This window comes from Brumimicrobium aurantiacum, from assembly GCF_003402975.1.
Classification (GTDB): domain Bacteria; phylum Bacteroidota; class Bacteroidia; order Flavobacteriales_D; family Crocinitomicaceae; genus Brumimicrobium; species Brumimicrobium aurantiacum.
Genome location: NZ_QURB01000006.1, coordinates 187144 through 212565, shown reverse-complemented (window position 1 = coordinate 212565; position 25422 = coordinate 187144). Strand labels below are relative to the sequence as shown.

The following is a 25422-nucleotide window of genomic DNA, read 5'->3' as shown; positions in this document are numbered from 1 at the left end:
AAAAATTCTTCCAATTGAAAGTCCAATATATGAAATGAATTTTCAAATCATTCTTTTTGATCAAAAATAATAAGAGGAGTTAGCTATTACCTTATCATTTCCCACCTCCTTTCAATAATTGGTGTCGCTTCAAATCTTCAACTTTATATATACCTATGGAATCCAAGGGGTATGATATCAATCCACTTATCCCATCATCTGCTCGAAAAACATTGAAATGTAGATGTTCTTCTGAAGTATGTCCCGTTTTTCCGCTCAATCCAATTGCTTCACCTACTTTTACATATTGACCAACTTCAACCAAACTTCCATTTTCTTTCAAGTGTCCATACATTGTGAACACATGTGATAAAGTGTCATATATCATTATTTGATTTGCATAGGGTTTCCATTTATCACTATACCCCCAACCTTTGTAACCGTCAACAGCTACAATAACAAATCCGTCTTGCGTAGAAGTTATGGTATCTCCTATTTTCATTTTAAAATCAAAGGCGTAAAGTGATGTTTTATGATTGTGTGTTGGGTTAGATTTGTTTCCTTGTAATAAGTTATAGCTTTTATCAGCAGGAAAAGGCAGACTTTTAAGTGAAGTTGTCTCAATTGGTAAGCTTGAATCTCCCCATTTAAATTTAAAATCTATCTTCTCTTTTAGATCTCCTTTATCTTTAATAATTATTGTTGTGTCAGTATTTGCTTTGAGAACTAATGGTGAAACCTCTTTTAAAATTGTATACACCTCTTCATCTTCACTACTTAAAAACAAACGAATTGGACATTCCAACAAGTTTTTAATTGATAATACGTATTCATTATTTTCATAACTTCCTTCGATTTCTATTTTTTTTGAGTTGCAAGTATTTCGTCGGGAATGGTATGAAACGAACATCTTGTAGTTACTATAAATAGCACCAAGGTTGATGCACACAACGAAAGCATTTTCAAAACAGTTCTTTTATTCATAGCATGAAAGTAAATCGATAAGTTTTAGTACTGAAAGTAGTAATAATGGTCTCTAATTATACGATTTATTAATAAATAGGTTTATTTACAATCCCTCCAAAACCTTCTCTACCAAACTCAAACTATAATCGTTTACTTTATCATGGCTTGGCATCCAGCCCAATAAAAAGCGTGTAAAATCGGCTACTGCAATAGGATATAACAGTCTCCACTCCTGCTCTAGTTCTATATATTCCGAAGGATTTAATTTTACTTCGCATGCCTTTTTAAGTATTTTAAAATAAAAATCTAACAATTCTTTCTCTTGATTTTCACATTCTTCTGCTGTAAGACAACTTCCCAATAAATAGGCTACATCTTTCATTCCACAGCCTCCTCCAACATACTGAAAATCGACAGCTGCTACAGATTTTCCATCTGTTGAAAAACAGAAATTAGCCACTTTCGCATCACCATGCACGAAGGTTTGGAATTGACAATGATTTAAGATTTCATCAATCGCTTTGGCTTTACTTTTCAATTCCGAAGCTTGCATTTTCTCATATTCATCTGGTCGGGTTTCTAAATGCCAGTAGGTTCCAATTTCCCATAATCCTTTCGGTTGTTCATGTAAAAAAGTAGCGTGGAAAATCGCCAACCATTTTAAGCAAATCTTTACCTCGGGAAGAGTTAAATGTTGTTTTCGCAATGGAAAATGTAGATCTAAATCTTCTAAGACTATCCATTGTTCTTTACCCTGTGAAAATGATGCTAAGAATTGAGGCGTACGAGAATTTATAGAACAGCGTTCATTATATTTTTCATACCAATTCGTTTCCACTTGATATGATTTCACTTTTCTAATGTGAGAATTGTTCGTGTTCCAACCTCTCGGATGTGCATTGGCTTTGGTGAGTGAAATATGTTTCACCACGACACTTTCAACGTTTCCTCGTAAAATTTGTATCCTTGAAATCTTTCCGTATCCACTCCATAAGGACTGAATTGTTTCAATTTCTTTACACTCCTTGGCTTGAGTAGTTTTAATTATGAAATCTTTAAAATCTGGATGCATGAATTGACTTTAAATTGTGAAGAAAACAAATTTATCATTATTTTCAACCAATTTGTTCCACAGCTTATATCAATACACGAAACGACGAATATAAAACTCTATTTATTTCTTCTCGTTATGGTCTATATCAAAAGATTCATCCTTTTCATCTTTAGGGTGCGTCAAAACATTACTTCTTTTACGTTCTCCAGCAGCAGTTTTATCTTTTGACTCTCCTTGATTTTTCTTTACCTCATCAAGATTTTCCTCCTTGCGTTGTGTATTACTTTTATCTCCATAATACTTTTCTGCTTCTTCTTGGTCTTTTGGAATTTGGTCTTTTTCTGAATTATTCATGTTGTTGTTTATTTAATAATTGTTTGTAATAAAATTCGTTCTACACGTAAAATAAGGTTTATAAATCATTCAGAGGGATTATAATTCATATTTAAATAATTTTCACATTTTCATAGTTACATACATTGTTACCTAAAATGCCAGCAAAAAAACTTCAAGTTTTACATGAATTCAACTTAAAAATGGTGCGTAACCGTGGAAATGTTACTCAAGAAGATTTAAACAAATTTTAGGCTGTAGGATATGGAGAACAACAAGTATTAAACGTGATTTTAGGATTATCTCAAAAAGTAATCAGTAAATATACCAGTCACATTGCCAATACTCCTGTCGATGAACCATGCGAAAATTTCGCTTGGAACGTTGAAAAAGTGTAATTAAAAATTAAGTACTTTCAAAATAAGTTCAGACCATTGGTTTGGACTTATTTTTTTGAATAAACAGCTCTTCATTCAAAAGTCAATTTATACCTTATTATATGGTAAAATTAAAAAACACCTACTCGAATTAAATTTACTTAATTTTATATAAAATTCATACGGAAAGTCACAATTTAATTAAACAAAAACCGCGGTTATTCGTATATTACCCGGCGAAGAGAAGGTAATAGTTTTATTGGAGTGTTTTTATGCTCAATCAACTTAACTTTCAGTTTTATATTAAGTGATCTATTTTAAATTATGACTATTTTTTTATTTGTGATACTTTCTTCATTCTTATTTGCACTAATCTTATTTGGATTGGGTCAGCAAAAGTTTCAGAGAATGACTTGGGTGGCTTCACTTTTACCGATTTCATTATTCCTTTACTTTTCATCTTTTGTAAGTCCGATCATCAATGGTGAAGTATTTACATTTTTTACAAAATGGGTTCCCTCCCTGGGCATAAATCTCGATTTCAGACTCGATAATTTAGCCATACTCTTTACTCTGTTGATTACTGGAGTGGGAAGTATTGTTTTCTTATATACCACTCAATACCTCAAAGGTCACCCGAAAATATTACGTTTTTATACTTTCCTTACCATATTTATGGGCGCGATGATCGGTTTGGTGACTTCAAACAACATCATTACCCTATTCATCTTTTGGGAGTTAACCAGTATAAGTTCTTTTTATTTAATCAGTTTCAACAACACCCAAGCTGAATCTAGGAAGTCGGCCATAATTGCCTTGAGTATCACAGGACTTGGAGGATTAGCTTTGTTGGCATTTGCTGTTTTGGCAGGACAAATCACGGGTACGCTTTCTATTTCAGAGATGTTACAATCATCTGAAGTATTTGAAAATCATGAAGTTTCAGCATTGTTAATGGTCTTTATTTTCCTTGCAGCATTTACAAAATCAGCACAATTTCCTTTCCATTTCTGGTTACCTGGAGCAATGAAAGCACCAACACCAGTATCGACATATTTGCACTCTGCAACTATGGTAAAAGCAGGGATTTACTTATTACTTCGATTCACTCCACATTTTCAAAACAACAGTTATTTCTTCACAGTATTACTAATAGTCGGTGGAATTACAATGCTATATGCCGCTTTTCAAACGCTGTTTAAAACTGATTTAAAAGGGATTTTAGCCTATTCTACTATAGGAGCACTTGGAATAATGGTGTTTTTAATTGGTATTGGCACAACAGCTTCAATTACAGCAGCGATTGTATTTATTGTTGTTCATGCCTTATACAAAGCCTGTCTATTCTTGGTTACCGGAACCATTGACCATCAAGCAGGCACCAGAGACATTACAAAATTAGGTGGTCTAAGAAAAGTATTACTTCCTCTCTCCATTGCAGGATTTATCGCTGCATTTTCAAGTGGTGGCTTTCCCCCTACCATTGGATTTATAGGAAAAGACTTAATATATGAAGCTACACTGCACGGCGGAATGAATCCTGTTTTCTTAACAACGATTGCAGTTTTGACCAATATTCTAATGGTTTTTGCGGGTCTTGTAGTTGGAGTAAAACCATTTACAGGAAAACAACCTGAGGAGCTGGGACGTGTTAAAAAGCCTCATTTTTTATTATGGTTAATGCCGATGTTGCTCGCCACATTAAGTTTATTGTTCGGAATCTTCCCAGGAATGATAGAAAGCTTATTTACACACAATATTACTCCAGACCTCACAGGAGAAGAAAGTCCACACTTGGCCATCTGGCATGGTTTCAATCTTATTATCTTATTGAGTTCAATTACCATAATTGCTGGACTTGCCGTTTATTTCCTATGGAAACCAAGTTACAAAAAGGAAAGTTCTATGATTAAATTTAATGCATTCTCTCCTAAGCGATTGGCCCTTGTTTTCGCCAATCAATTTGAGCGCATTTCATATTTCTTGACAAGATTCTTCCAAAATGGATATTTGAGAAGATACGTCATGATCATCTTGGTTTTATTGACTTTGGTTTTTGGTATTCACATCTTTATCAATCCAAGGATTTTCTTATCCCTAAAAGAAATCAAAGCATTGAATTGGAATGAAATAGTAGTATTGGCAATGATGCTTGTTTCCGTATTATTTACTGTATTTACAAAATCTAGACTTTCTGCCATTGCAGGAATGGGAGTTTTAGGGTATACGATGTGTTTTATCTTTGTTTTTTATGGTGCACCAGATTTAGCCATGACTCAATTTTCAATTGATACCTTAACCGTGATTCTATTTGTTCTGGTCCTTTACCGATTACCGAAATATTTAAAATTATCCAATAGAACGAATCGCATCAGAGATGGAATCATTGCCACTTCATTTGGAACATTCTTGGCTTTTACGATTATTGAAATCATGAATGAAAATCCAGTGAAAGCAACATCTGAATTCTACGCAGAATATGCTTACAAATTGGCCAAAGGGAAAAATGTTGTGAATGTCATCTTGGTTGACTTTAGAGGATTTGACACCATGATTGAAATTGTGGTACTTTCCATTGCTGCCATCGGAGTATTTGCATTATTGAAATTATATTTAAAGAAACACGAGAAATAATATGAAAAGTTTAATCTTAAAAACCGTTTCGACAACACTTTTACCTTTACTGATCCTGTTTTCAGTATTTGTGTTGCTACGTGGCCACTATCTTCCTGGAGGAGGATTTATTGGAGGTTTAATTGCCGCGATTGCATTTATCCTTCATGCTTTTGCGAATGGACTAGACCAAACAAGAAAATTAATTCGAATTCACCCTGGATTTTTAATTCCTGTAGGGTTAGCCATCGCCATTTTAAGTGCATTAGCTCCCGTAATATTCACTGGAGATCCAGCCATGACAGGATTATGGTATGAGAAAGACATCGCAATTCTAGGTAAAATAGGGAGTGCCTTATTTTTCGACACTGGAGTTTACTTAGTTGTTATTGGCGTTTGTTTAACCATCATATTCACCATTTCAGAAAGCGTATAATTATATGGAAATACTATTAGCTATTATGACAGGAATACTATATGCGGCAGGAATTTATCTGATTCTTCGACGTAGTTTAGTAAAGTTAATCATCGGAATTGTGATTTTAGGAAATGGAGTTAACCTCCTCATTTTCCTCATGGGAGGATTGGTTAAAGGTAATCCACCTCTAATTCCTGCCGATGGAAAAATGTTGGAAGGTGTATTTGCTGATCCCGTTCCACAAGCTTTAATTTTGACAGCGATTGTAATTAGTTTTGGACTGCAATCATTTGCTATTGTACTGATTAAACGTGCCTATAAAGTACTAAAAACAGATGATATTGATACAATGAATAAAACAGACGACATCAAATGAATGAACATTTAACAATATATCCGATCATTGTCCACTTGATTACAGCAGTGTTGTTGTTGTTCTTTTGGAAAAAACCTAAAATTCAGCGTTACATCAGTATTTTGGGAAGTACCGTAGGTATTGTAATTGCTGGTATGTTATTTCACCGCGTTTGGGAAAACGGAATACTAAGTATCCAACTAGGAAACTGGGAAGCTCCCTTTGGTATCAGCATGGTAGCGGACACACTTGCTGTAACATTAATTGTACTGACCAATATCGTGTCATTTGCGCTTTCTATATACTCTACAGAAAATATGGTTTCATCAAGAATAAAATTTGGTTATTACGCCATTTTCCACTTCTTGATTATGGGATTGAGCGGCGCTTTCTTGACAGGAGATTTATTCAATTTATACGTTTGGTTTGAGGTAATCATTATCTCATCATTTGTACTGTTGACGATTGGTGGAAGGAAAATTCAGATTGAAGGAGCTGTAAAATACTTCACCTTAAACATGATATCATCAATCATTTTCCTTACAGGAATTGCGATGGTTTACGGAGCTACAGGTTCACTGAATATGGCTGAATTGTCGCGTATAATTCCGGAAATTGAAAATAAAGGACTGATGCAGACCATTTCCTTAATTTTCTTTATTGGATTTGGTGTAAAGTCAGGAGTATTTCCATTGTATTTTTGGCTTCCCGCCTCTTATCATACTCCGCCAGCTGCTGTATCTGCTTTATTCGCTGGATTACTTACAAAAGTTGGAATTTACGCCATGTTGCGCGTCTTTACCTTGATTTTTCCATTGGGTGAAACCAACCAAATTATCTTGATGATCATTGCAGGATTAACAATGTTTTTTGGGGGAATCGGTGCCCTGGTTCAAAAGAATATTTTGCGTGTATTCTCCTATTTAATCATTTGTCACATCGGATTCATGGTTGGAGGTTTGAGTATATTTACGCAAGTTGCAATCGTTGGTGCCGTAATGTATATGTTCCACGACATCATTGTTAAGGCTACCTTGTATATGATGGGCGGAATTATGTTTCGTATTTTCGGAAACACCAAAATGGAAAAAATGGGTGGTTTGATGGATAATTACCCTAAGCTTTCATTCCTATTTGCGATTCCCCTCTTTGCCTTAGTTGGAATTCCACCATTGTCAGGATTCTGGCCTAAAATTTCATTATTTAGTGCGAGTTACACCGCCAATGAAATTGCGATGTTGGTCATGTTTATCTTTGCCAGCTTAATTACATTAATCATCATTGCTAAAGTTTGGAATAACGTTTTTTCACAGAATCCGGAATCGATTGAAACCAAGTCTTCATTTAAATATTTCAAGGATTTTAATTTTGCTGAAAAAGCAGCTTATGTTGTTCCTGTAGTACTATTGGTAGGCGTAACCTTATATTACAGCTTTTTTGCAGAGCACTTCCAATTAATTGCCACAAGGATTGGCGAAGAATTAATGAATACTGAGCATTACTACAATGCAGTATTTAATATCAATGAAAAAACAAAACTATGAGAGTACAGTTTTTACTAAACATATTATTGGCCATTGTTTGGGTTTTCTTGACTGGAACAGTGAATGCCGGAAACTTTGCTTTTGGTATTGTATTAAGTTTCTTAGTACTGTGGATCATCAGTCCGAGGGAAAAAACAGGGAAATACTTTGTTATTATTCCAAGGATTATCAGTTTTATGTTCTACTTTTTATATGAATTAATCAAAGCAAATCTACAAGTTGCAGCTGATGTGGTGACTCCAAAATTCTATATGGAACCAGGAATCATCAAATACCCTTTAGAAGCCAAAACAGATTTAGAAATAACATTATTGGCAAATATTATCACCTTAACGCCAGGAACATTGAGTTTAGATGTTTCAAATGATAGAAAAGTATTGTATATCCATGCGATGTATGTTCACGATAAAGACAAATTTATTAACAGCATCAAGAATGGATTTGAAAAACGAATTTTAGATATTGTACGATGAACATAGACGATTTTTTAGCTTACATTATAATGCCCATTTTAAGTACGTCTTCACTTTTGGTGTTTATTCGTTTCTTAATGGGACCTTCCCTATCAGATAGGGTTGTAGCCTTGGATTTATTAATCACCATTGGAATTGCCATCATAGCCGTTTACAGTATTATCTCACATCGTCCATCCTTTTTGGACATCGCCATGATATTTGCACTTATCGCATTTTTAAGTACTGTTGCATTTTCATATTACCTCGAAAAACGAAAAAGAAATGAATGATATTTTAATAATGATAATTATCTCCCTTGGAACTTTGTTTATTCTTTTAGCATCCATCGGATTATTGAGAATGCCAGACCTTTTCCTACGCATGTCGGTTACCACAAAAGCGGCCACGCTTGGTGTTGGATTAATTCTTATGGGATTAGCTTTCTATTACACTGAAACTTCAATAACCACAAGAGTAATCGCAATTATTGTGTTCTTACTTTTAACAGCACCTATTAGTGCTCATGTCATTGGAAGAGCCTCTTATTTCGTTGGCGTGAAAATGTGGGACAAAACCCATATCGACGATTTAAAAGGAATGTACAACACCAAAACGCATGATTTAATGAGTGGTTTTGAAGAGGAAGAGAAAGAGGAAGAGAAAAAGGAAAGTAATGAGAATTTAAATAATGAGTCATGAATCACTAATTTTGATTGAAGAACAAAAAAATTGTGAGGTACAGTTTTCAAACTGAACAATTCATCTTTCTTCAATCAAAATTATTCTTTTTGCATTTTCAATTCAAAATTTACCATTCATTACCTGTACCAGCTCTTTTATTTTCTTCCTCAATGAGTTTTCTCCAATTGTCTGTTCCATCTTCAGAATCATCAATAATAGCGCTATAATCTTGCTTTGAAAGATCAAAAACAGCTATTTCAGTTCCATTGTAGGCTTCAATTGCCTTCAACAAGATTTTTTCACTTTCACTACAAAAAGAGATAGCCACACCTTTTTCTTTTCCACGACCAGTACGACCAACACGGTGCGTATAGTTTTCTGGTTCTTCTGGAAGATCATAATTAATAACAGCTCCAATTCCAGGAATATCAATTCCTCTCGCTGCAACATCAGTAGCAACTAGAATTGAAACTTCATTATTTTTAAACTTTTCCAAGACTTTGAAACGGTCTTTTTGCTCCACATCCCCATGAATAGTGATGGCTTCGATATTTACACGTTCCATTGCTTTCACCACACGCTCTGCCCTAACCTTCGTACGAACAAAAACCATAATTTTAAGGTCCTTATTTTCTTTAATGATATTCTCCAAAAAGAAGCGTTTGTCATCCATTTCAACGAATGTCACTGCGTGTTCAATATTTTTTGCCACTGGATCTTTTGGAGAAATTTGAATACGAATGGCATTTCTCACCAAATTGTAAGCAATTTTCTTAATCTTCTTATCTATTGTTGCTGAGAAAAATAAAGTTTGTCGTTTTTGAGGAATATGACGCATCAAATCTTCAATATCCTTGATAAAACCTAAATCCAACATGTGGTCGGCCTCATCTAAAACTAAAGTTTGTAAACGGTCAACTTTCAATACTCCTTGAGAAATTAAGTCAAACATTCTACCAGGAGTAGAGATCACAACATCCACACCATTGTCTAAATCTGTTATTTGATCATCTTGAGAAACTCCTCCCATCAATGAACGTGAGCGAACATCAACTCCTTTACCTACCTGAGCAAATACTTTTTCAACTTGCTCGGCCAATTCTCTAGTCGGCACCATCACTAATGCACGAACATAGTGTGATGGATTTTTCTCCAACTGATTATGAATCGCATTTAAAATTGGAATCACAAAACTTGCTGTTTTTCCAGTACCTGTTTGTGCAATTGCAAGCACATCTTCTCCATTTAAAATTGGCTGAATAGCCTTAAACTGTATATCGGTAGGACGTTTCCAACCTAAATTTTGGATTTCCTTCTTTATAACTTTTGCAATTTTATAATCATCAAACTTCATAGCACAAATTTACGGTTTAAAATTGGTTTAAATACATTAAAAATTCAAGTTCCAGATTGATTTGATAATGCTTAAAGGGAACTTTAACTATATTAAACAAAAAAGAATAAGCACTTCGAAAGGAATATTCTATTTCAAGTCTAAATATTAAATCAAAATCATTAAACTTGTGGAAAGTAAAAAAGAATGAAGAAAGTAATTACAATTCCTAACGCTCCAGCACCGATTGGACCATATAGTCAAGCGATTTTAAAAAACGATACGCTTTATGTTAGTGGCCAAATTCCGTTGGATCCAAAATCAGGGGAATTGCGAATTGATAATATTCAGCAGGCCACAAAACAAGTTCTGGAAAACATTAAGGCCTTAGTGGAAACAGCAGGTTTTGAAATGACCGACGTTGTTAAATGTTCAATTTTCTTAAAATCACTTGATGATTTTAGTGAAGTAAATGATGTTTATGCAACTTATTTCACTACTGAAGCTCCTGCTAGAGAAACAGTTGAAGTGTCAAAACTTCCAATGGATGTACCTGTTGAAATATCTTGTATTGCGATACGTTAATTAAGAAACTTTTTACGTAATTATACTTTGGAACACAACAATATCCGCATATCAGTAGTCATTGTCAATTATAATGTTGAGTACTTTTTAGAGCAATGTTTAAACTCTGTTTATGATGCATTAAAAAATGTAGAAGGGGAAGTATTTGTGGTAGATAATAATTCCATTGACAGTTCTGTAGACATGGTGCGTGAGAAATTCCCTCAAGCTCAATTAATTGCCAACAAAGACAATGTTGGATTTTCTAAAGCCAATAACCAGGCTATGAGAATCGCTAAAGGAGATTACATTGTTTTATTGAATCCCGATACGGTTGTTGAAGAAGACACTTTTCAAAAGTGCGTTGATTTTATGGACCAGCATCCTGATGGAGGCGGTTTAGGAGTCCGTATGATTGATGGAAAAGGTCAGTTTCTTCCAGAAAGTAAGCGTGGTTTACCAACTCCTTCGGTGGCCTTCTATAAGATATTTGGGTTTTCAAGTTTATTTCCAAAAAACAAAACATTTGGTCAGTATCATTTAGGTTACCTAGACGAACATGAAACCAACGAAGTTGAAATCTTAAGTGGAGCTTTTATGCTGATGAGGAAGGAAGCATTAGATAAAGTTGGACTCTTAGATGAAGCGTTTTTCATGTATGGGGAAGACATCGATTTATCCTATAGAATAATTAAAGGAGGATACAAAAACTATTATTTTCCAAAAACACAAATTATTCATTACAAAGGAGAAAGTACTAAGAAAAGTAGCATCAACTACGTTTTTGTTTTTTACCGTGCCATGGTCATTTTTGCTGAGAAGCATTTCTCACAAAAAAATGCTAAGACATTCTCTTTCTTCATCAATATGGCCATTTACTTCAGGGCAGGTTTAGCTTTACTGAATAGATTTATAAAACGTATATTTCTACCAGTATTTGACTTAACAGTAATCATCTGTGGACTTTTTGCACTTACAAAGTTATGGTCACTCGAAAGTATAAATTTCCCAGTTCATGTTTTAAAGTATGCCTTACCTGGTTATGCCTTAACATGGTTTATCGCAAATGTTTACTCGAGTTCATATGACAGTCCGATCAAATTAAAATCTTTCGTTTCTGGAACACTTTTAGGAACGGGAGTAATCTTGATTGCCTATGCCCTATTACCTAAAGATCTACAGTTTTCTAGATTGTTCATTCTTTTAGGAGCTCTTTTTGTTTTGTTGTACTACATCATTTCAAGGGTTTTATTGCATTTTGCATTAGGAAAGAAATTTGACCTTCGTGGAGTTAGAAATAAGAATTTCGCCATTGTAGGGGAGCCAGATGAAGTTGAAAGAGTCAAACAAATACTTAAAAACACAGCCCATAAAGTAAGTGATATTCATAGTGTTTCACCGTCTGAGGAAAAGTCGGAAAATGACAGTGGAGTAATCAATCAGCTGGATCAAATCATTGATATTTATGAAATTGATGAAGTGATTTTTTGTGCCAAAAACACAAGTGCAGAATCCATTATCAATTGGATGTCAATCACAGCAATCAATAAAGTTGAATTTAAAATTGCGCAACCAAACAGCATGTATTTGATTGGCAGTAATTCAATTGATACAGCAGGAGATTTATATTTAATGGAGATTGATAAAATTTCCACAACCTCAAACAAGAGAAATAAGCGCACTTTTGACTTTGTGGTTGCTTTACTCTTTTTCTTATTCCTTCCAATCACTATATGGTTTTTCAAATTTAAAGGTCGCTTCATCCAAAATTGTTGGTCTGTTTTAATTGGTCGTAAATCATGGGTTGGTTATTCCAATGATGATGCTACAAAGCGAAAAAACCTGCCTCAAATTAGAAAAGGGGTACTTACACCTGCGGAAGAAAAAGACAGTCTAATTCATAGCTCAATGCGTTCAAAGCTGAATTTAATTTACGCAAGAGACTACTCTATCCTTACTGACATCCTGATTTTAAGGAAACATTGGCGAAGTTTAGACCGATAAATCAGGCTTTTTGGTTTGATATAACCGAAATTTCGATTATTTTTGTGCATCTTAAATTGAATATAATCCTATAAAATAAAATATGTCACAAGTAGAAATTCGACTTCCAAAAATGGGAGAAAGTGTTACCGAAGCCACCATTACTAACTGGTTAAAAGGTGTAGGAGACACGATTGAAATGGACGAACCACTTGTAGAAGTGGCAACTGACAAGGTTGACAATGAATTACCATCAGAGGTTTCAGGTACTGTAGCAAAGATATTTTTTGAAGTTGATGACGTTGCTCAAGTTGGTGATGTTATTGCATTGATTTCAACAGATGGCGAAGTTGCTGAAACAGAAGATAAAAAAGAAGTTGAAGTAGCTGCAGAGAAAGTTGAACAAGACATTCAAGAAGTAGTTGAAACTGTAAATGGTGGAGAATTAGATAAAAATGGACCAAGTGGAAAATTTTACTCTCCATTAGTAAGAAGCATTGCTGACAAAGAAGGTGTTTCAATGGATGAATTAGAAAGTATTTCTGGTACAGGACAAGGAGGTCGTGTTACTAAGAAAGACATTTTAGATTACATTGAAAACGGTGGAAGCAAAAATACATCAGCACCACAAGCAGCGCCAGCTAAGGCTCCTTCTGCACCTCAAGCAGCTGCACCACAAGCTCCAAAACCAGCAAGTGTTCCAGCAATGGAAGGTGATGAAATTATTGAAATGGACCGTATGAGAAAATTAATCTCAGAACACATGGTTCGTTCTAAACAAACATCTCCTCACGTAACTTCGTTTGTTGAAGCGGATGTAACAAACATTTGGAACTGGAGAAATAAAATTAAAGGAGACTTTAAAGCAAGAGAAGGTGAAAACTTCACATTTACTCCTGTATTTATTGAAGCCGTTGCCAAAGCGATTAAAGACTTCCCATTGATTAACATCAGTGTTGAAGGAGATAAAATCATCAAAAGAAAAGACATTAACATTGGAATGGCTGCAGCACTTCCTTCAGGAAACTTAATTGTGCCTGTAATTAAGCAAGCTGACAGATTAAACCTTTATGGTTTAGCCAAAAAAGTTAATGAATTGGCAAACAAAGCAAGAGCAAACAAATTGTCATCTGATGATATTCAAGGTGGAACATACACATTGACAAATGTTGGTACATTCGGAAACGTAATGGGAACACCAATTATAAATCAACCACAAGTTGCAATTTTGGCTACTGGTGCAATTAGAAAAATTCCAGCTGTAATTGAAACTCCAGATGGTGACTTTATCGGAATTCGTTACAAAATGTTCCTTTCTCACTCATACGACCACAGAGTTGTTGATGGAGCTCTAGGAGGAATGTTTGTGAAAAGAGTTGCCGAATATTTAGAATCTTTTGATCCTGAAACTCAGTTGTAATTAAAAACTGATTGTTAATATTAAATAGCCCACTTAATTTTTATTAAGTGGGCTATTTGTATCTTTATACTCTAAACTACCCCCTTTAATTACCCTTACTACTCATGATTTTTAATTAATTTTTTAAATTAAATTTATGAATTTAGTATATACAAAATCAATTCTAACGGCCATCTTATTGTCTTTTTCAATTGTGTCATTCACGCAAGACTTAACTCCACGACAATTAGAAGATGTACTCAAAACAGGTACAGAAAAAGAATTGGTTCAGGTCAATACCAGCTTAATGATTAACAACAGTTATTATCATGGATTTTTAACTGCCGAGAAACTACTTGAGTTTGACGCAGAAAATCCAAATTACAATTACCGATATGGTTTTGCATTACTAAATATTTCTGACAATTTTGATAAAGCTATTCCACACCTAAAAATTGCAGTTTCGAATGTAACGAAAAATTTCGATATGACTTCAAAAAACGAAAATGACGCTCCATTAGAAGCATTGTATTTTATGGGTGAAGCATACCACCTTTCAAATCAATTGGACAAAGCTCTTGAAAATTATCAAACTTTTCTGAAGCTTTCTAAAAATGAAAATCCGCTCAATGAAAAAGCGGAATTAAAAATACTACAATGTAAGGTTGCGAAAAGACTTATTGCAAACCCTTCAGACTTTGAGGTTAAAAATGTCGGAGAGAAAATCAATACCGTAAATCCTGAGTATAGTCCTATCGTTTCATTAGACGGATCTGCACTATACTTCACCTCCCGTAGATTATATCCTGACTCTAGTAATATCATGATTAAGGAACCTGGAACAAATTTGTTTTTAGAAGATATTTATGTTAGTTATAAAGACAATAATGATATATGGAGTGAACCTCAATTATTACCTTTTTGCGAACCTAATTACAACGAAGCCACAGTTTCGATTAGTGCTGATGAAAGAAGTATTTACGTTTTTAAAGATCAAACTGGAAATGGTGATTTATACTACTCTAAATTAGAATCTAACATATTTAAAAACTTAAATCCGATAAAAGATAAAGCGATCAATACTAAACACTGGGAAACACACATTACAGTTTCTCCTGATGGACGTAGAAAATATTTTGTTTCCGATAGAGAAGGCGGTTTCGGAGGACGAGATATATATGTAATTGAGAAGCTTTCCGATGGAACTTGGACTGATCCTAAAAATCTTGGACCAACCATTAATACAAAATATGATGAGGATTCACCTTTTATAGCCATAGACAACAGAACAATGTTCTTTTCGAGTAACGGAGAAGAAAGTATGGGAGGTTTTGATATTTTCTCCTCTAAATTAGATGAAGACTATAATTGGTCGAAACCCGTTAATCTTGGACATCCATTAAACACCACGAATGACGACATCTATTATACTACAAATATTGATGGTACTACCGGATATTATACTTCATATCGTAAAGGAGGCTATGGTGAAAAAGACATCTATGAGGTTACAAAAGGAAATATTTCTATCAGTAATGTTAAGGTGTATCTGGCGGAGATCATTACCAATGAATTATCAAATATGCCAGAAGATATTGTCCTAAAGGTTAAATGCCTAGACTGCGATGAAGCCTATGAATATATTATGTATTCAAAAATAACGGATGGAACATTCTACGCTTCATTAGAGCCATGTAAAACTTATGAAATAAGTTTACGTAAAGCCAACTCTGGACCGATGTTAACCACTGAAAAGATCACTACACATTGTTCCCCTGAATACGAAGAAATCTATCGTCAATTTCATTTGAATAAGGCGATGACCGAAGTGGTAAAACCACAAGAACAAATCACGACTTATGCTCCTTTAATTATGAAACATTACTTTGGTTATAATAAGAATAAACTTGATCCCAATGAGGGAGTATTAAAAATTTTCTTAGACTCTATAAATTCACAGTTTGAGAGAGGAAGAACAAATTTCGACATCAATATTAATGCTTCAGCATCAAAAGTCCCTACAGGTTCATTTGATAGTAATCAAGATTTGGCCAATAAAAGGGCTGAAAATGTAAAAGACTTTCTAACTGATTATTTCAACAGTCTAGATCAAGAATATTCTGTTAACATTCAAGTAAATAAGACGTTTGTATCAGGTCCTGACTATTCTGCCGACTTTAAAAACAATGACAAATATATTCCATATCAATATGTGGAGATTTTCACAAACGGAGTCAACAACATTTCATCAGAAGATGTTATTGAAATGATTGAATCTACAAACGTTGAGGTGATTAAAGATAAAAACGGAGGTGAATTTACAAATCGTAAATTTATGTATGCCGATTACAACTTCCATATTGTTATTGGTTCTTTTTTCAATCTTGAGTTTGCCAAAAGATTAAATAATTCTTTAATAGAAAAAGGATATGATTCTGAAATTATCACCTTACCAAATGATTTAAAGCTTGTTACAACAGGAAAATCAGATAAAATCAAAGAGGCTAACAACTTACTTAAACAAGCTAAGGAGGAAGTTGAGCAATCTGCTTGGATTTTAAATTTAAAGAAATGATATTTGTCCAACAATAACTCAAAAGTGGGTTTGTCGCCCACTTTTTTATTTTTAATTATATGAGCTTAAATTTAAAAAATGCCCTTTGTGTTTTTGATATCGAATCTACAGGATTAGATGTTTCACAAGACCGAATTGTAGAAATATCTATGCTTAAAATAGACCCTACAGGAAAGGAAGAAACTTTAACATTGAAAATTAATCCTGAGATGCAAATTTCTGCTGAAAGTACAGAAATTCATGGAATTACACAGGAGGACATTAAAGATCAACCAACTTTTAAAGAAGTGTCAGATCAAGTTGCTGAATTTATCGGAGATGCAGATTTAGCTGGATTTAACTCAAATAAATTTGACATTCCAATGTTAGCTGAAGAGTTCTTACGAGTAGGACATTCATTTGATATGAGTGCTCGTAAATTCATCGATGTTCAAAACATTTTCCATAAAATGGAACAAAGAACACTCGTTGCTGCCTACCGTTTTTACTGTGATAAAAATCTTGAAAATGCACATAGCGCTGAGGCGGATGTTATTGCAACATACGAAGTTTTGAAAGCACAGGTAGAGAAATACGAGGAACTTGAAAACGACATGGAGTTTTTAGCAAAGTTCTCTGTACATAACAAGTTTAAAATCATTGATTTTGCTGGGCGTTTAGCTGAAAACGACAAAGGTAAAGCTATATACAACTTTGGGAAACACAAAGGGAAAACCATTGAAGAAGTGGATAAAAATGAACCTGGTTATTATGGTTGGATGATGAATAGTAATTTCCCTCGCTATACGAAAGCGGTTTTAAAGAAGGAAATTGATAAAATCAAAGCCAAAAGACAAGAAAACAAAAAAATCCGTAAGGAAAAAGAAGAAAAGCGCATGGAAAATAAAATTGAAGCGCTAAAAAGTAAATTCGGTAAATAATCTTCTATGAAAATAATTTGTATTGGTCGAAATTTTGCAAATCATGCAAAAGAAATGAACTCTCCCCTACCGGAAGTTCCAATGTTTTTTATGAAGCCAGATACGGCTATTCTACCCAAGAAAAATCCATTTTATTATCCAAATTTTACAGAAGACTTGCACTTCGAATGTGAATTGGTGATTAAAATCAATAAACTAGGGAAGAATATTGCTGAAAAATATGCCCATGAATACTATGATCATGTTGGTATTGGAATTGACTTTACCGCAAGAGATTTGCAACGTAAATGCAAGGAAAAAGGTCACCCATGGGAAATTGCCAAAGGATTTGAACACAGTGCTCCTATGGGCGAAAAATGGATTCCATTAGAAGGAAAAAACATCCAAGATCTTGATTTTAAATTAGAGAAAAATGGAGAAACTGTTCAAATTGGAAACAGTAAGGATATGATTTTTACAGTGGATCAAATTATCGCATATGTTTCTCAATTCATGACCTTAAAAATTGGTGACTTAATCTTTACAGGAACGCCAGAAGGTGTTGGACCTGTACAAATAGGAGATGTTTTAGAAGGTTATATCGGTGATGAAAAATTAATGAAACTGAAAATAAAATAATATTGATTTTTAAATAAAGTAATCAATCGTAATTAAGATTCCTCTACATTGTTTTTCAAAAGAGGAATCTTTTTTTTGCCTCCTCATCTTCTTAATATTGAAAAGAAAAACAATGGAACATAAAATTAAGATAGAAAAAACAGCACGGTATTTTACATACGGAAATCCAGAAACTGCAAAGAATATATGGTTTGTTCTCCATGGTTACTCTCAACTTCCAGCCTATTTTATCAGAAAGTTTCATCAACTTGACCCTGATCAAAACTTTATTGTGGTTCCCGAAGGAATTCATAGATTTTACAGAAAAGGTTCTAGTGGACGTGTTGGCGCCTCATGGATGACCAAAGAAGCGCGATTAGACGATATTGAGGACAATCATAACTTTCTCAATCAACTCGCTGACACAATTTTAAAAGAGCACAGTTTTAAACAACGTTTTCTACTCGGTTTTTCTCAAGGAGGAGCTACAGCCTCAAGATGGCACAATAGTGGAAATTACAATGCAGACCACTTTATTTTATGGGCAAGTGTTTTCCCGGAAGATATTTCGATTGAAGATGGAAAATCAGGTATGTTAACCTCTAACAATTTCTTTGTTTTAGGAAATGAAGACCAGTTTTTCCAAGGAAAGATGGATGCCATTAAGCAATATTTTGAAGAACAAGTTTTTGAAACAAAAATGAGGTATTTTGAAGGAGATCACGACATTCATGTCCCTACTTTACTTTCAATAGCAGAAGAATGTAATGCTTAAGTATTAATTACGTTCAAATCTATTTTGTCCTTCTAAACTACGGTTTACATCGTTAAAACCTTCGACATACAAGTACTTTTTCTGTAAACTCTCAAATGGTCTATACACATAAAACACTTGATCATTCTGAATTTGAATTTCCTCAACATAGCGATAAAACAAAGTGAATTTCTCTTTGCGCTGTCCTGTTTCTTGATTGATTTCATAGAGGTCCATATATCCTCCATCATCATATAAAGTATAGATTTTTTGTGTGATTGGGTCTTTTATCATTTTCCTTTTCCAGCCTGTCTTTCTCGCATCTTTATGAAATGAAATCGCTGTACTATCTATGGCCTCTCCTGTATTGGCATCATATTTAAACAATTGATCACGATAAAAATCAAACACCAAAACCTCATTATCAATAATGAAAAACTCACTATATGGCGCTTCATAATAAATTGAATTGGTAAAGACATTTGCTCCCACCCAAACTTCTCTATCTACTCCTGTTTGATCTTCCATATCCCACGCCCATAATTTCGTGCGAACATCAGCCCACTTATATTCCGCTCGATATTGCTCCATCATTTCTGTATCTTCAATATGGTGCAATAAATTATGACTACTATCTTTCATTTGAACTTTATAAAAATCAAAAGCTGGATAATGTGACTTGTAGGTCGTAAAATATAATTGTTCATCTAAAACTGTATCTAAAATTGGCTTTATAAAATTATCAAGTTGTTTTCTAGGCACTTGAACAAGATCTAGAGCTTCATCATTTTTCAATAAATAATCTTTGTATTCACACCTTAAAAAGATTCTATTTCGATAATCCGTTTCCAATCGAATGGCTTTTCCTGGTACCTTTTTCGTAGAAACGATACTATCATTGGCATACCAAAGTAATTCACTAGCTGTACTCAGCTTTTTACTGTAGGCTAAAATCACCATTGTATTTTCATCAAGGACCACAAAATCACTTACGCTAATGCGTTCAGAAGCAAATGCAATCTCAGGTTTATAAAGTGCTGTAACGTCATATTCCACAGTGATTTGACCATCATATTTAAGATTCAAATCAATTTGAATAACTCTTTCTTTACGGATTTCTCGATCGTATGAACTAAGATTTACAATAGTTTCTATTGGATGGTAGCCCTTTTTAAAAGCATTTACACGAATAATGTTATTCGCAGGAGCTTTAAAAGCGATTTCATCTTTAGTACCAACACGGCCTTTAAAAAGTTGTTTTCCCGAAGTTTCATTCACTTGAATAAGCACAGAATCTAGAATAGTTTCCGTCATTTCATCATTTACCACAAATTGTATTCGCAATTCTTGAGAGAATCCCTTAAAAACAAGTAAAACAAAAAGTAAAGTCAAGTATTTCATAGTTGTTTACCTTTGAGATGCAAAAACATTCCAATTCCATAAAATATGATAAGAAAAATAATTTTCATTGAATTAAAAAGCTAGTATTTACACTACCAACCTCCGCCTCCACCGCCTCCAGCTCCACCACCAGAGAAACCACCTCCACCTGAAAATCCTCCCGTACTTGAAGAAGGTTGAACCGAAGCAAATGAAGAAACTGCTGCTAATCCTGAGATATGAAAAGCACTTAAACCTCTATAAGTATTGAATGAGTATCCATCCATAGAGTTAGTGCGTAGTTGATATACTTTAAACGCTTCTTGCCATTCATCTGCCTTTCCTAAAGCCACTGCATAAGGTAAATTTCTTTCAAAGTAATTGAATTTTAACTCAGGTGTATTTAGACTTTTAATGCGATCTAAATCCGCAGCTGCGATAAACTTCTCAAAACCATAAATGTGATCGAGTATTTTACGTCCTTTTGTTGTTGGTTGATAAAAAAGTGATTTAAAAACTATATTCATAATTATACTTATCACCCCAAAACCAACTACCCAAAACATATGACCTTCAAAAAGATTAAAGCAAATAAGCATACCAAAAATAGTAATTACAGGTAAGATATATTGAGGTATGACTAGGTTTGCGTTTTTATTAAAATATACACCTGAAAAATCTTCATCCATTTCTTTGATTAAATAACTCTGTGCAATAGCAACCAAAGGATTATATTTCTTTGTAATGATTAAAAAATCCTTTTTTGAAAAAAGAATATTAAAGAAGCCTAATTCTAATTTAGTCAATTTTTCTTGGCTACTATTTTCAGCTATCAATTGTACCTTGTATATAAATTTGCTTTTTGATTTACTCAAATTATCTATCGTTATATGACCTTTTACCAAGAGCTGTAACAACTGACTCACAAAAACATTATCAATATCTTTTCCTTCGTGATACAAATATGAAACTTCAGCGGGTGACCATCCTTCAGGAGCATAAAACTGGGGAATTATTGTTCCTTTCTTGGGATCGATTCCATACTTATACCATAAAATGAAATTCACAAGAAAAGTCAAGATTAATCCTAAAACACCACATAATAAAACTGCATAATCACGAAGAAAATAGGTGAATCTTGTCCAAGCTGAAGTTTCTAATAGAATTGCAGGATCAAAGGTCACATCAACTGTTAAGTTCTGTTCTGGATAGAGCATCTCCGATTGGAAAATAATTTCATTATTACCATTTAAATGTATACTTTGTTCATCATCTACTCCACTACTATATAACTTCCCAACATGACCTTGAATATTAAATAAATCCGTATTTGGCGGAAAACTTACTTTGGCAGATAAAGTATCAATTTGAAAATCCCAATAGTTCCCGTTTACATTCCACCTAAACCTTGCGATATCATGATCAAGATAACTTACCCTATCCATTGTATAACTTATTTTGTAGGTATGATTACCCACCTTTAAATTCTTTTTTTCATTCCCGATTTTAATGCGTGTTCCTCCTTCAATCATTGTAACCTTATAAGGTTCTTGCTCACCATTTCGCGTTACTGAAATCACCTTTAAATCTTGACGAATCATGTTTGAGCTTCCATCTTCTCTGGTCACCTTGTAATTCAAAGGAAGGTCACGGTATATCCCTTTTCTAATCATTCGAGAAAGACACCTCACCTTAATTTCTTCTGTTACAAGCACGCTTTTATCAGGTTGAACTTCTATATCACTATGAAAATGAAGGATTTTTTCATACTGTTGTCCGAAAATGGAAATACTTGTTAAAAAGAAGCTTAGTAATAATAGTAGTGATCGCATTATTCAAAAATTTTATGTGGTTCTCGTTCGAAAGGTTCAATTTCATAGAAAGAACGTTCTTTAAATCCTAGCCAACCAGAGAAAATCACATTAGGAAATATCTCAATCTTTGTGTTATAATCACGAATTGTTCCGTTCAAATATCTTCTAGACATCGCTAATTCATCCTCAACGGTAGAAAGCTCTTTCATTAATTTGAGAAAGGAAGTATTCGCTTTTAACTCTGGATAATCTTCAACCGTTAAACGTAGGGAGCGACTCACGAGATTTAAGCCTGCGTCTTTCTTCTCTGTTTGTACAATATTACTTGATTCTTTTGATCGCAAGGCGGTTACTTTTGTTAAAGTTTTTTCTTCAAAAGTTGAATATCCTTTCACAATTTCTACGAGTGAAGGAATCAGTTCAAAGCGTTTTTTCAATTGAACATCAATACCTGCCAAGGCTTCCTCCACAGTTTCACGTGCCAAAACTAAGCGATTGTAGATGACCCAAAACAAGATCAAAGAAAGAACAATCAAGAGGATAATAATATAAGGAATCATAAGTAATCATGTAATTTTTATAAAAATAAATTTATTTGGATGAAAACAATATAATATCAAGAAAATACCTTAATCTGAATAATTATCGCCGATGATCTCATAAACTTAATAATATAAGTTAAAGCAGGAAGAACTAATCATCAGATCAAAATTAATCCTTAATTTACAAGGAAGAGATCATATTCACTACTAAAACAAAAACTATATGTGTTTTTCCCCAGAAGCTAGTTTTATCGCCGGAAGTGCTCTAACCGCAATTGGAGTGGCAACAGTTAAAAAAACCAACCAAAAATCTCAATTGTGGTTTGGGAGTATTCCATTAGTTTTTGGAGTTCAACAAATTTCAGAAGGAATACTATGGTTAAGCTTACCTAATCCTGATCTAATCTTATGGCAAAGCATTGCTACCATCACATTTATATTCTTTGCACAAGTTATATGGCCCTTTATTGTTCCTTTCGGAATATTAATGCTAGATAAAAAAGAGGATAGAAAACTGATCCAAAAAGTTTTTGTAGGTATCGGAGCATTGGTCAGTTCAACACTCCTCTATTTTCTTATTGCTTACAATATCGAAGCTAAGATTTTAGGTCAACACATTGCATACGATCAGGATTATCCGGAAACAATTTACAAATACGGAGCTATTTTATATGCTGCAGCTACAATTGTCCCATTATTTTTTTCAAGTGTGAAACGCATGTGGATCCTTGGCGCCATCATCGCTATTTCTTATGCAGTAACATTGTATTTCTTTGAAAACCATGTATTGTCTGTTTGGTGTTTCTTTTCTTCTATAATCAGTATTTATATTTATCTCATTATTAAATGGGAAAATGAGAAAAGTAAACAAAAGGAAATAATGAATTAACCGAAATATTCATATTTACTTAAAGTCATCCTTTAAAGATAAATAAGACATCTGAAATCTTCTACTTTTACATTTCAAATGAACAACATGATTAAAAAAGTAATTTTATTTTTCTTTATTCACCCTCAATCTCTTCTGACAAACAATATCCGATTGCAGGTGTATTGAATATTACGAAGAATCAAAGAAGTTGAATATCCGATTCAATTGGTTTTAGTTCAATAAAGCGATCGTAAAATAAAGTAAGGTTTTCATCACTCGAACTCCTAGACGAAGTGATATGGAAAACTTTACCATTGTGTAATTTTAACATGATGTAATGATGACCTCGTAAATTTTTCAATTTAAATGACTTAATATCCCCCCATTCAATCAAATCATTTTTAAAACCATGAACCCCCCTTTTAGAAATTTGAAGTTCACCTATAAAGCTAAAAGGTTTTATCCATATTAAAATCATTAGAATCGGGTAAAAAATCAAAGCTGATATTAATATCATAGGAGACAAATTAGAAATATAACTATGATTACCTGTCAATAAAAGCCCCCAAATGAAAAGTGGCAAAACAAATATAATGACCAGCACCTTTAAAAGAAATTGGTAAAAATTATAAAAAGCTAATTTGAATTGGTACCTCTGCATATTTCATTTATTATTTCATTCTGGTCACTTTTCTCGTGTTAAGTAAAGCAGATTTTCAATCAAAGAAAGCTGTCAACAAGCCATTATTCATTTTTGAATAATAAAATACTCATAATTTCTGAATAATTAAGCAGTCCTATTCAAAAAAACTCATTTCCATAATTCAATGGAGTTTAACCATCCAGTGACTGAAATCATTGGCTAAAATAAGCAATTCTTATTTTTCACGGTTAAATATAATTTTGGGATGGAAGGAATTGTTTACCAACATGTGATTGGATAAAATGGAATACAATAAAATAAAAAAAGCCCCATAAAATGGGGCTTCTTCGTTTCTTTGCTCTTCATTTAAAGAGGCTTTGCGGTCTGGACGAGACTCGAACTCGCGACCCCCTGCGTGACAGGCAGGTATTCTAACCAACTGAACTACCAGACCAAAATAAATTCTATATCCTGACAACAGTCAGAGACAACCGAAGTTGCTTTATTTTGTATTGTTCAAACTAAAATGAGAAAATCAAAACCCCTAGAGAAATGATACTCTCTAGGGGCCTCTAAGTCTACAGCCATATAGACGTCTTTTAATTGCGGTCTGGACGAGACTCGAACTCGCGACCCCCTGCGTGACAGGCAGGTATTCTAACCAACTGAACTACCAGACCAAAACTTAAAATCTTTCTTAAAAGACACTGACTACAGTCAGCTATAACCAATTTTACTTAGCTATTAAATTTTGTATTGTTCTTTGCTTTCGCAATTAAAATATTCAAATTTTCAACCTTTTCTCTCACCGTTGTGATCACCGTAACTTATTGCGTTAGGCGTGTGCAAATATAAGTAACTTTTTTCCTTCTACAATGCTTTTTAGAAAAAAAAATAAACTTTTTTTAATCTTTGTTTAAAGTCCATTGAACACCAACACTTTAAGATTTTACTTTTTTAATGTTTTATTTTTGATCTTCCTTCACTTCTTCAAAATCCACATCCTCGGCTTCACGGTATCCGCCTTCAACAATATGAACTTTTCCACGTTCCCTCTCACTTTTCTCTTTTGCACGACGGTACTCCTCATTGTTTTGATTGTAACGTTTAGTATTTTCAGCACTACTCTTTGCATTCATCACGCGACTAATAAAGCGAATGATTACAATTACAGCAATGATGATTAATATCATCCTAAATGTTCCTGGAATGCTTAATAAAATCATTGTATCTTTTTTAAATAATTGTTTTTCTTTCCGGTCTCTAAAATAA

The 25422-nt window shown here is 33.7% G+C and carries 24 protein-coding genes and 2 tRNA genes; 15 read left to right on the top strand and 11 right to left on the bottom strand.

Annotated features, from left to right (window positions below):
• Positions 1-94 precede the first annotated feature (94 nt).
• The 3 genes from DXU93_RS10845 to DXU93_RS10835 form a co-directional block, all read right to left on the bottom strand.
• Positions 95-889 (bottom strand): M23 family metallopeptidase, encoded by a 795-nt coding sequence (locus tag DXU93_RS10845; RefSeq protein ID WP_116881307.1) that lies wholly within the window; start codon positions 887-889, stop codon positions 95-97.
• A 159-nt stretch (positions 890-1048) separates the two neighbouring features.
• Positions 1049-2017: an oxidoreductase family protein gene (locus DXU93_RS10840; protein ID WP_116881306.1), complete on the bottom strand. Its 969-nt coding sequence runs from the start codon at positions 2015-2017 to the stop codon at positions 1049-1051.
• A 102-nt stretch (positions 2018-2119) separates the two neighbouring features.
• A complete protein-coding gene (locus tag DXU93_RS10835; protein WP_116881305.1) occupies positions 2120-2353 on the bottom strand; it encodes a hypothetical protein in 234 nt (77 codons plus the stop codon).
• Positions 2354-3033: 680 nt separating this feature from the next.
• Here DXU93_RS10835 and mbhE point away from each other — a divergent pair.
• Genes mbhE through mnhG form a run of 7 tightly spaced genes read left to right on the top strand, consistent with a single transcriptional unit; the run spans position 3034 to position 8793 of the window.
• A complete protein-coding gene (gene mbhE, locus DXU93_RS10825) occupies positions 3034-5343 on the top strand; it encodes a hydrogen gas-evolving membrane-bound hydrogenase subunit E (RefSeq protein ID WP_116881304.1) in 2310 nt (769 codons plus the stop codon).
• A 1-nt stretch (position 5344) separates the two neighbouring features.
• Positions 5345-5758: a Na+/H+ antiporter subunit B gene (locus tag DXU93_RS10820; RefSeq protein ID WP_116881303.1), complete on the top strand. Its 414-nt coding sequence runs from the start codon at positions 5345-5347 to the stop codon at positions 5756-5758.
• Between the two features lie 4 nt (positions 5759-5762).
• Positions 5763-6116 (top strand): Na+/H+ antiporter subunit C, encoded by a 354-nt coding sequence (locus DXU93_RS10815; RefSeq protein ID WP_116881302.1) that lies wholly within the window; start codon positions 5763-5765, stop codon positions 6114-6116.
• A complete protein-coding gene (locus tag DXU93_RS10810; protein ID WP_116881301.1) occupies positions 6113-7639 on the top strand; it encodes a complex I subunit 5 family protein in 1527 nt (508 codons plus the stop codon). Before DXU93_RS10815 ends, DXU93_RS10810 begins: the two co-directional genes overlap by 4 nt.
• The gene (locus DXU93_RS10805) at positions 7636-8112 is read left to right on the top strand and encodes a Na+/H+ antiporter subunit E (protein WP_116881300.1); all 477 of its coding nucleotides are present in this window, start codon (positions 7636-7638) and stop codon (positions 8110-8112) included. Before DXU93_RS10810 ends, DXU93_RS10805 begins: the two co-directional genes overlap by 4 nt.
• Entirely contained in the window at positions 8109-8384 is a 276-nt protein-coding gene (locus tag DXU93_RS10800; protein ID WP_116881299.1) for a cation:proton antiporter, read from the top strand. The genes DXU93_RS10805 and DXU93_RS10800 overlap by 4 nt, the downstream gene beginning before the upstream one ends.
• Entirely contained in the window at positions 8377-8793 is a 417-nt protein-coding gene (gene mnhG, locus DXU93_RS10795) for a monovalent cation/H(+) antiporter subunit G (protein ID WP_116881298.1), read from the top strand. The genes DXU93_RS10800 and mnhG overlap by 8 nt, the downstream gene beginning before the upstream one ends.
• A gap of 109 nt (positions 8794-8902) precedes the next feature.
• Here the strand turns inward: mnhG and DXU93_RS10790 are convergent, their stop codons facing one another.
• Positions 8903-10129, bottom strand: a complete 1227-nt coding sequence (locus DXU93_RS10790; RefSeq protein WP_116881297.1) for a DEAD/DEAH box helicase — start codon at positions 10127-10129, stop codon at positions 8903-8905.
• Between the two features lie 186 nt (positions 10130-10315).
• Here DXU93_RS10790 and DXU93_RS10785 point away from each other — a divergent pair, with 186 nt between their 5' ends.
• The 7 genes from DXU93_RS10785 to DXU93_RS10755 all read left to right on the top strand — a co-directional run bounded on the left by DXU93_RS10785 (position 10316) and on the right by DXU93_RS10755 (position 18921).
• On the top strand, positions 10316-10693 hold the full coding sequence (locus DXU93_RS10785) for a RidA family protein (RefSeq protein ID WP_116881296.1): 378 nt from the start codon (positions 10316-10318) through the stop codon (positions 10691-10693).
• 27 nt (positions 10694-10720) lie between these two features.
• The gene (locus tag DXU93_RS10780; protein ID WP_116881295.1) at positions 10721-12676 is read left to right on the top strand and encodes a glycosyltransferase family 2 protein; all 1956 of its coding nucleotides are present in this window, start codon (positions 10721-10723) and stop codon (positions 12674-12676) included.
• Between the two features lie 82 nt (positions 12677-12758).
• Complete coding sequence (locus DXU93_RS10775) at positions 12759-14075, top strand: dihydrolipoamide acetyltransferase family protein (RefSeq protein WP_116881294.1); 1317 nt, start codon at positions 12759-12761, stop codon at positions 14073-14075.
• Positions 14076-14211: 136 nt separating this feature from the next.
• Entirely contained in the window at positions 14212-16629 is a 2418-nt protein-coding gene (locus tag DXU93_RS10770) for a PD40 domain-containing protein (RefSeq protein ID WP_116881293.1), read from the top strand.
• Between the two features lie 59 nt (positions 16630-16688).
• Positions 16689-17549 carry a 3'-5' exonuclease gene (locus DXU93_RS10765; RefSeq protein ID WP_116881292.1) on the top strand — a complete coding sequence of 287 codons (861 nt, stop codon included), beginning with the start codon at positions 16689-16691 and terminating at the stop codon, positions 17547-17549.
• A gap of 6 nt (positions 17550-17555) precedes the next feature.
• A complete protein-coding gene (locus tag DXU93_RS10760) occupies positions 17556-18167 on the top strand; it encodes a fumarylacetoacetate hydrolase family protein (RefSeq protein ID WP_116881291.1) in 612 nt (203 codons plus the stop codon).
• A 112-nt stretch (positions 18168-18279) separates the two neighbouring features.
• Positions 18280-18921, top strand: a complete 642-nt coding sequence (locus DXU93_RS10755; RefSeq protein ID WP_116881290.1) for an alpha/beta hydrolase — start codon at positions 18280-18282, stop codon at positions 18919-18921.
• Between the two features lie 3 nt (positions 18922-18924).
• On the opposite strand, the gene DXU93_RS10750 is transcribed toward DXU93_RS10755, so the two are convergent.
• The 3 genes from DXU93_RS10750 to DXU93_RS10740 form a co-directional block, all read right to left on the bottom strand.
• Complete coding sequence (locus tag DXU93_RS10750) at positions 18925-20301, bottom strand: hypothetical protein (protein ID WP_116881289.1); 1377 nt, start codon at positions 20299-20301, stop codon at positions 18925-18927.
• A 92-nt stretch (positions 20302-20393) separates the two neighbouring features.
• Positions 20394-22112 carry a DUF2207 domain-containing protein gene (locus DXU93_RS10745; protein ID WP_116881288.1) on the bottom strand — a complete coding sequence of 573 codons (1719 nt, stop codon included), beginning with the start codon at positions 22110-22112 and terminating at the stop codon, positions 20394-20396.
• Positions 22112-22654 (bottom strand): LemA family protein, encoded by a 543-nt coding sequence (locus DXU93_RS10740; RefSeq protein WP_116881287.1) that lies wholly within the window; start codon positions 22652-22654, stop codon positions 22112-22114. The genes DXU93_RS10745 and DXU93_RS10740 overlap by 1 nt, the downstream gene beginning before the upstream one ends.
• Before the next feature lie 205 nt (positions 22655-22859).
• Between DXU93_RS10740 and DXU93_RS10735 the strand changes: the two genes are divergently transcribed.
• Entirely contained in the window at positions 22860-23525 is a 666-nt protein-coding gene (locus tag DXU93_RS10735; RefSeq protein WP_116881286.1) for a DUF6629 family protein, read from the top strand.
• A gap of 181 nt (positions 23526-23706) precedes the next feature.
• On the opposite strand, the gene DXU93_RS10730 is transcribed toward DXU93_RS10735, so the two are convergent.
• The 4 genes from DXU93_RS10730 to DXU93_RS10715 all read right to left on the bottom strand — a co-directional run bounded on the left by DXU93_RS10730 (position 23707) and on the right by DXU93_RS10715 (position 25376).
• Positions 23707-24024 carry a hypothetical protein gene (locus DXU93_RS10730; protein ID WP_116881285.1) on the bottom strand — a complete coding sequence of 106 codons (318 nt, stop codon included), beginning with the start codon at positions 24022-24024 and terminating at the stop codon, positions 23707-23709.
• A gap of 506 nt (positions 24025-24530) precedes the next feature.
• Positions 24531-24604: transfer RNA gene (locus DXU93_RS10725), tRNA-Asp, on the bottom strand.
• 152 nt (positions 24605-24756) lie between these two features.
• Positions 24757-24830 (bottom strand) — tRNA-Asp (locus tag DXU93_RS10720).
• 285 nt (positions 24831-25115) lie between these two features.
• The gene (locus DXU93_RS10715; protein ID WP_116881284.1) at positions 25116-25376 is read right to left on the bottom strand and encodes a hypothetical protein; all 261 of its coding nucleotides are present in this window, start codon (positions 25374-25376) and stop codon (positions 25116-25118) included.
• Between the last annotated feature and the right edge of the window lie 46 nt (positions 25377-25422).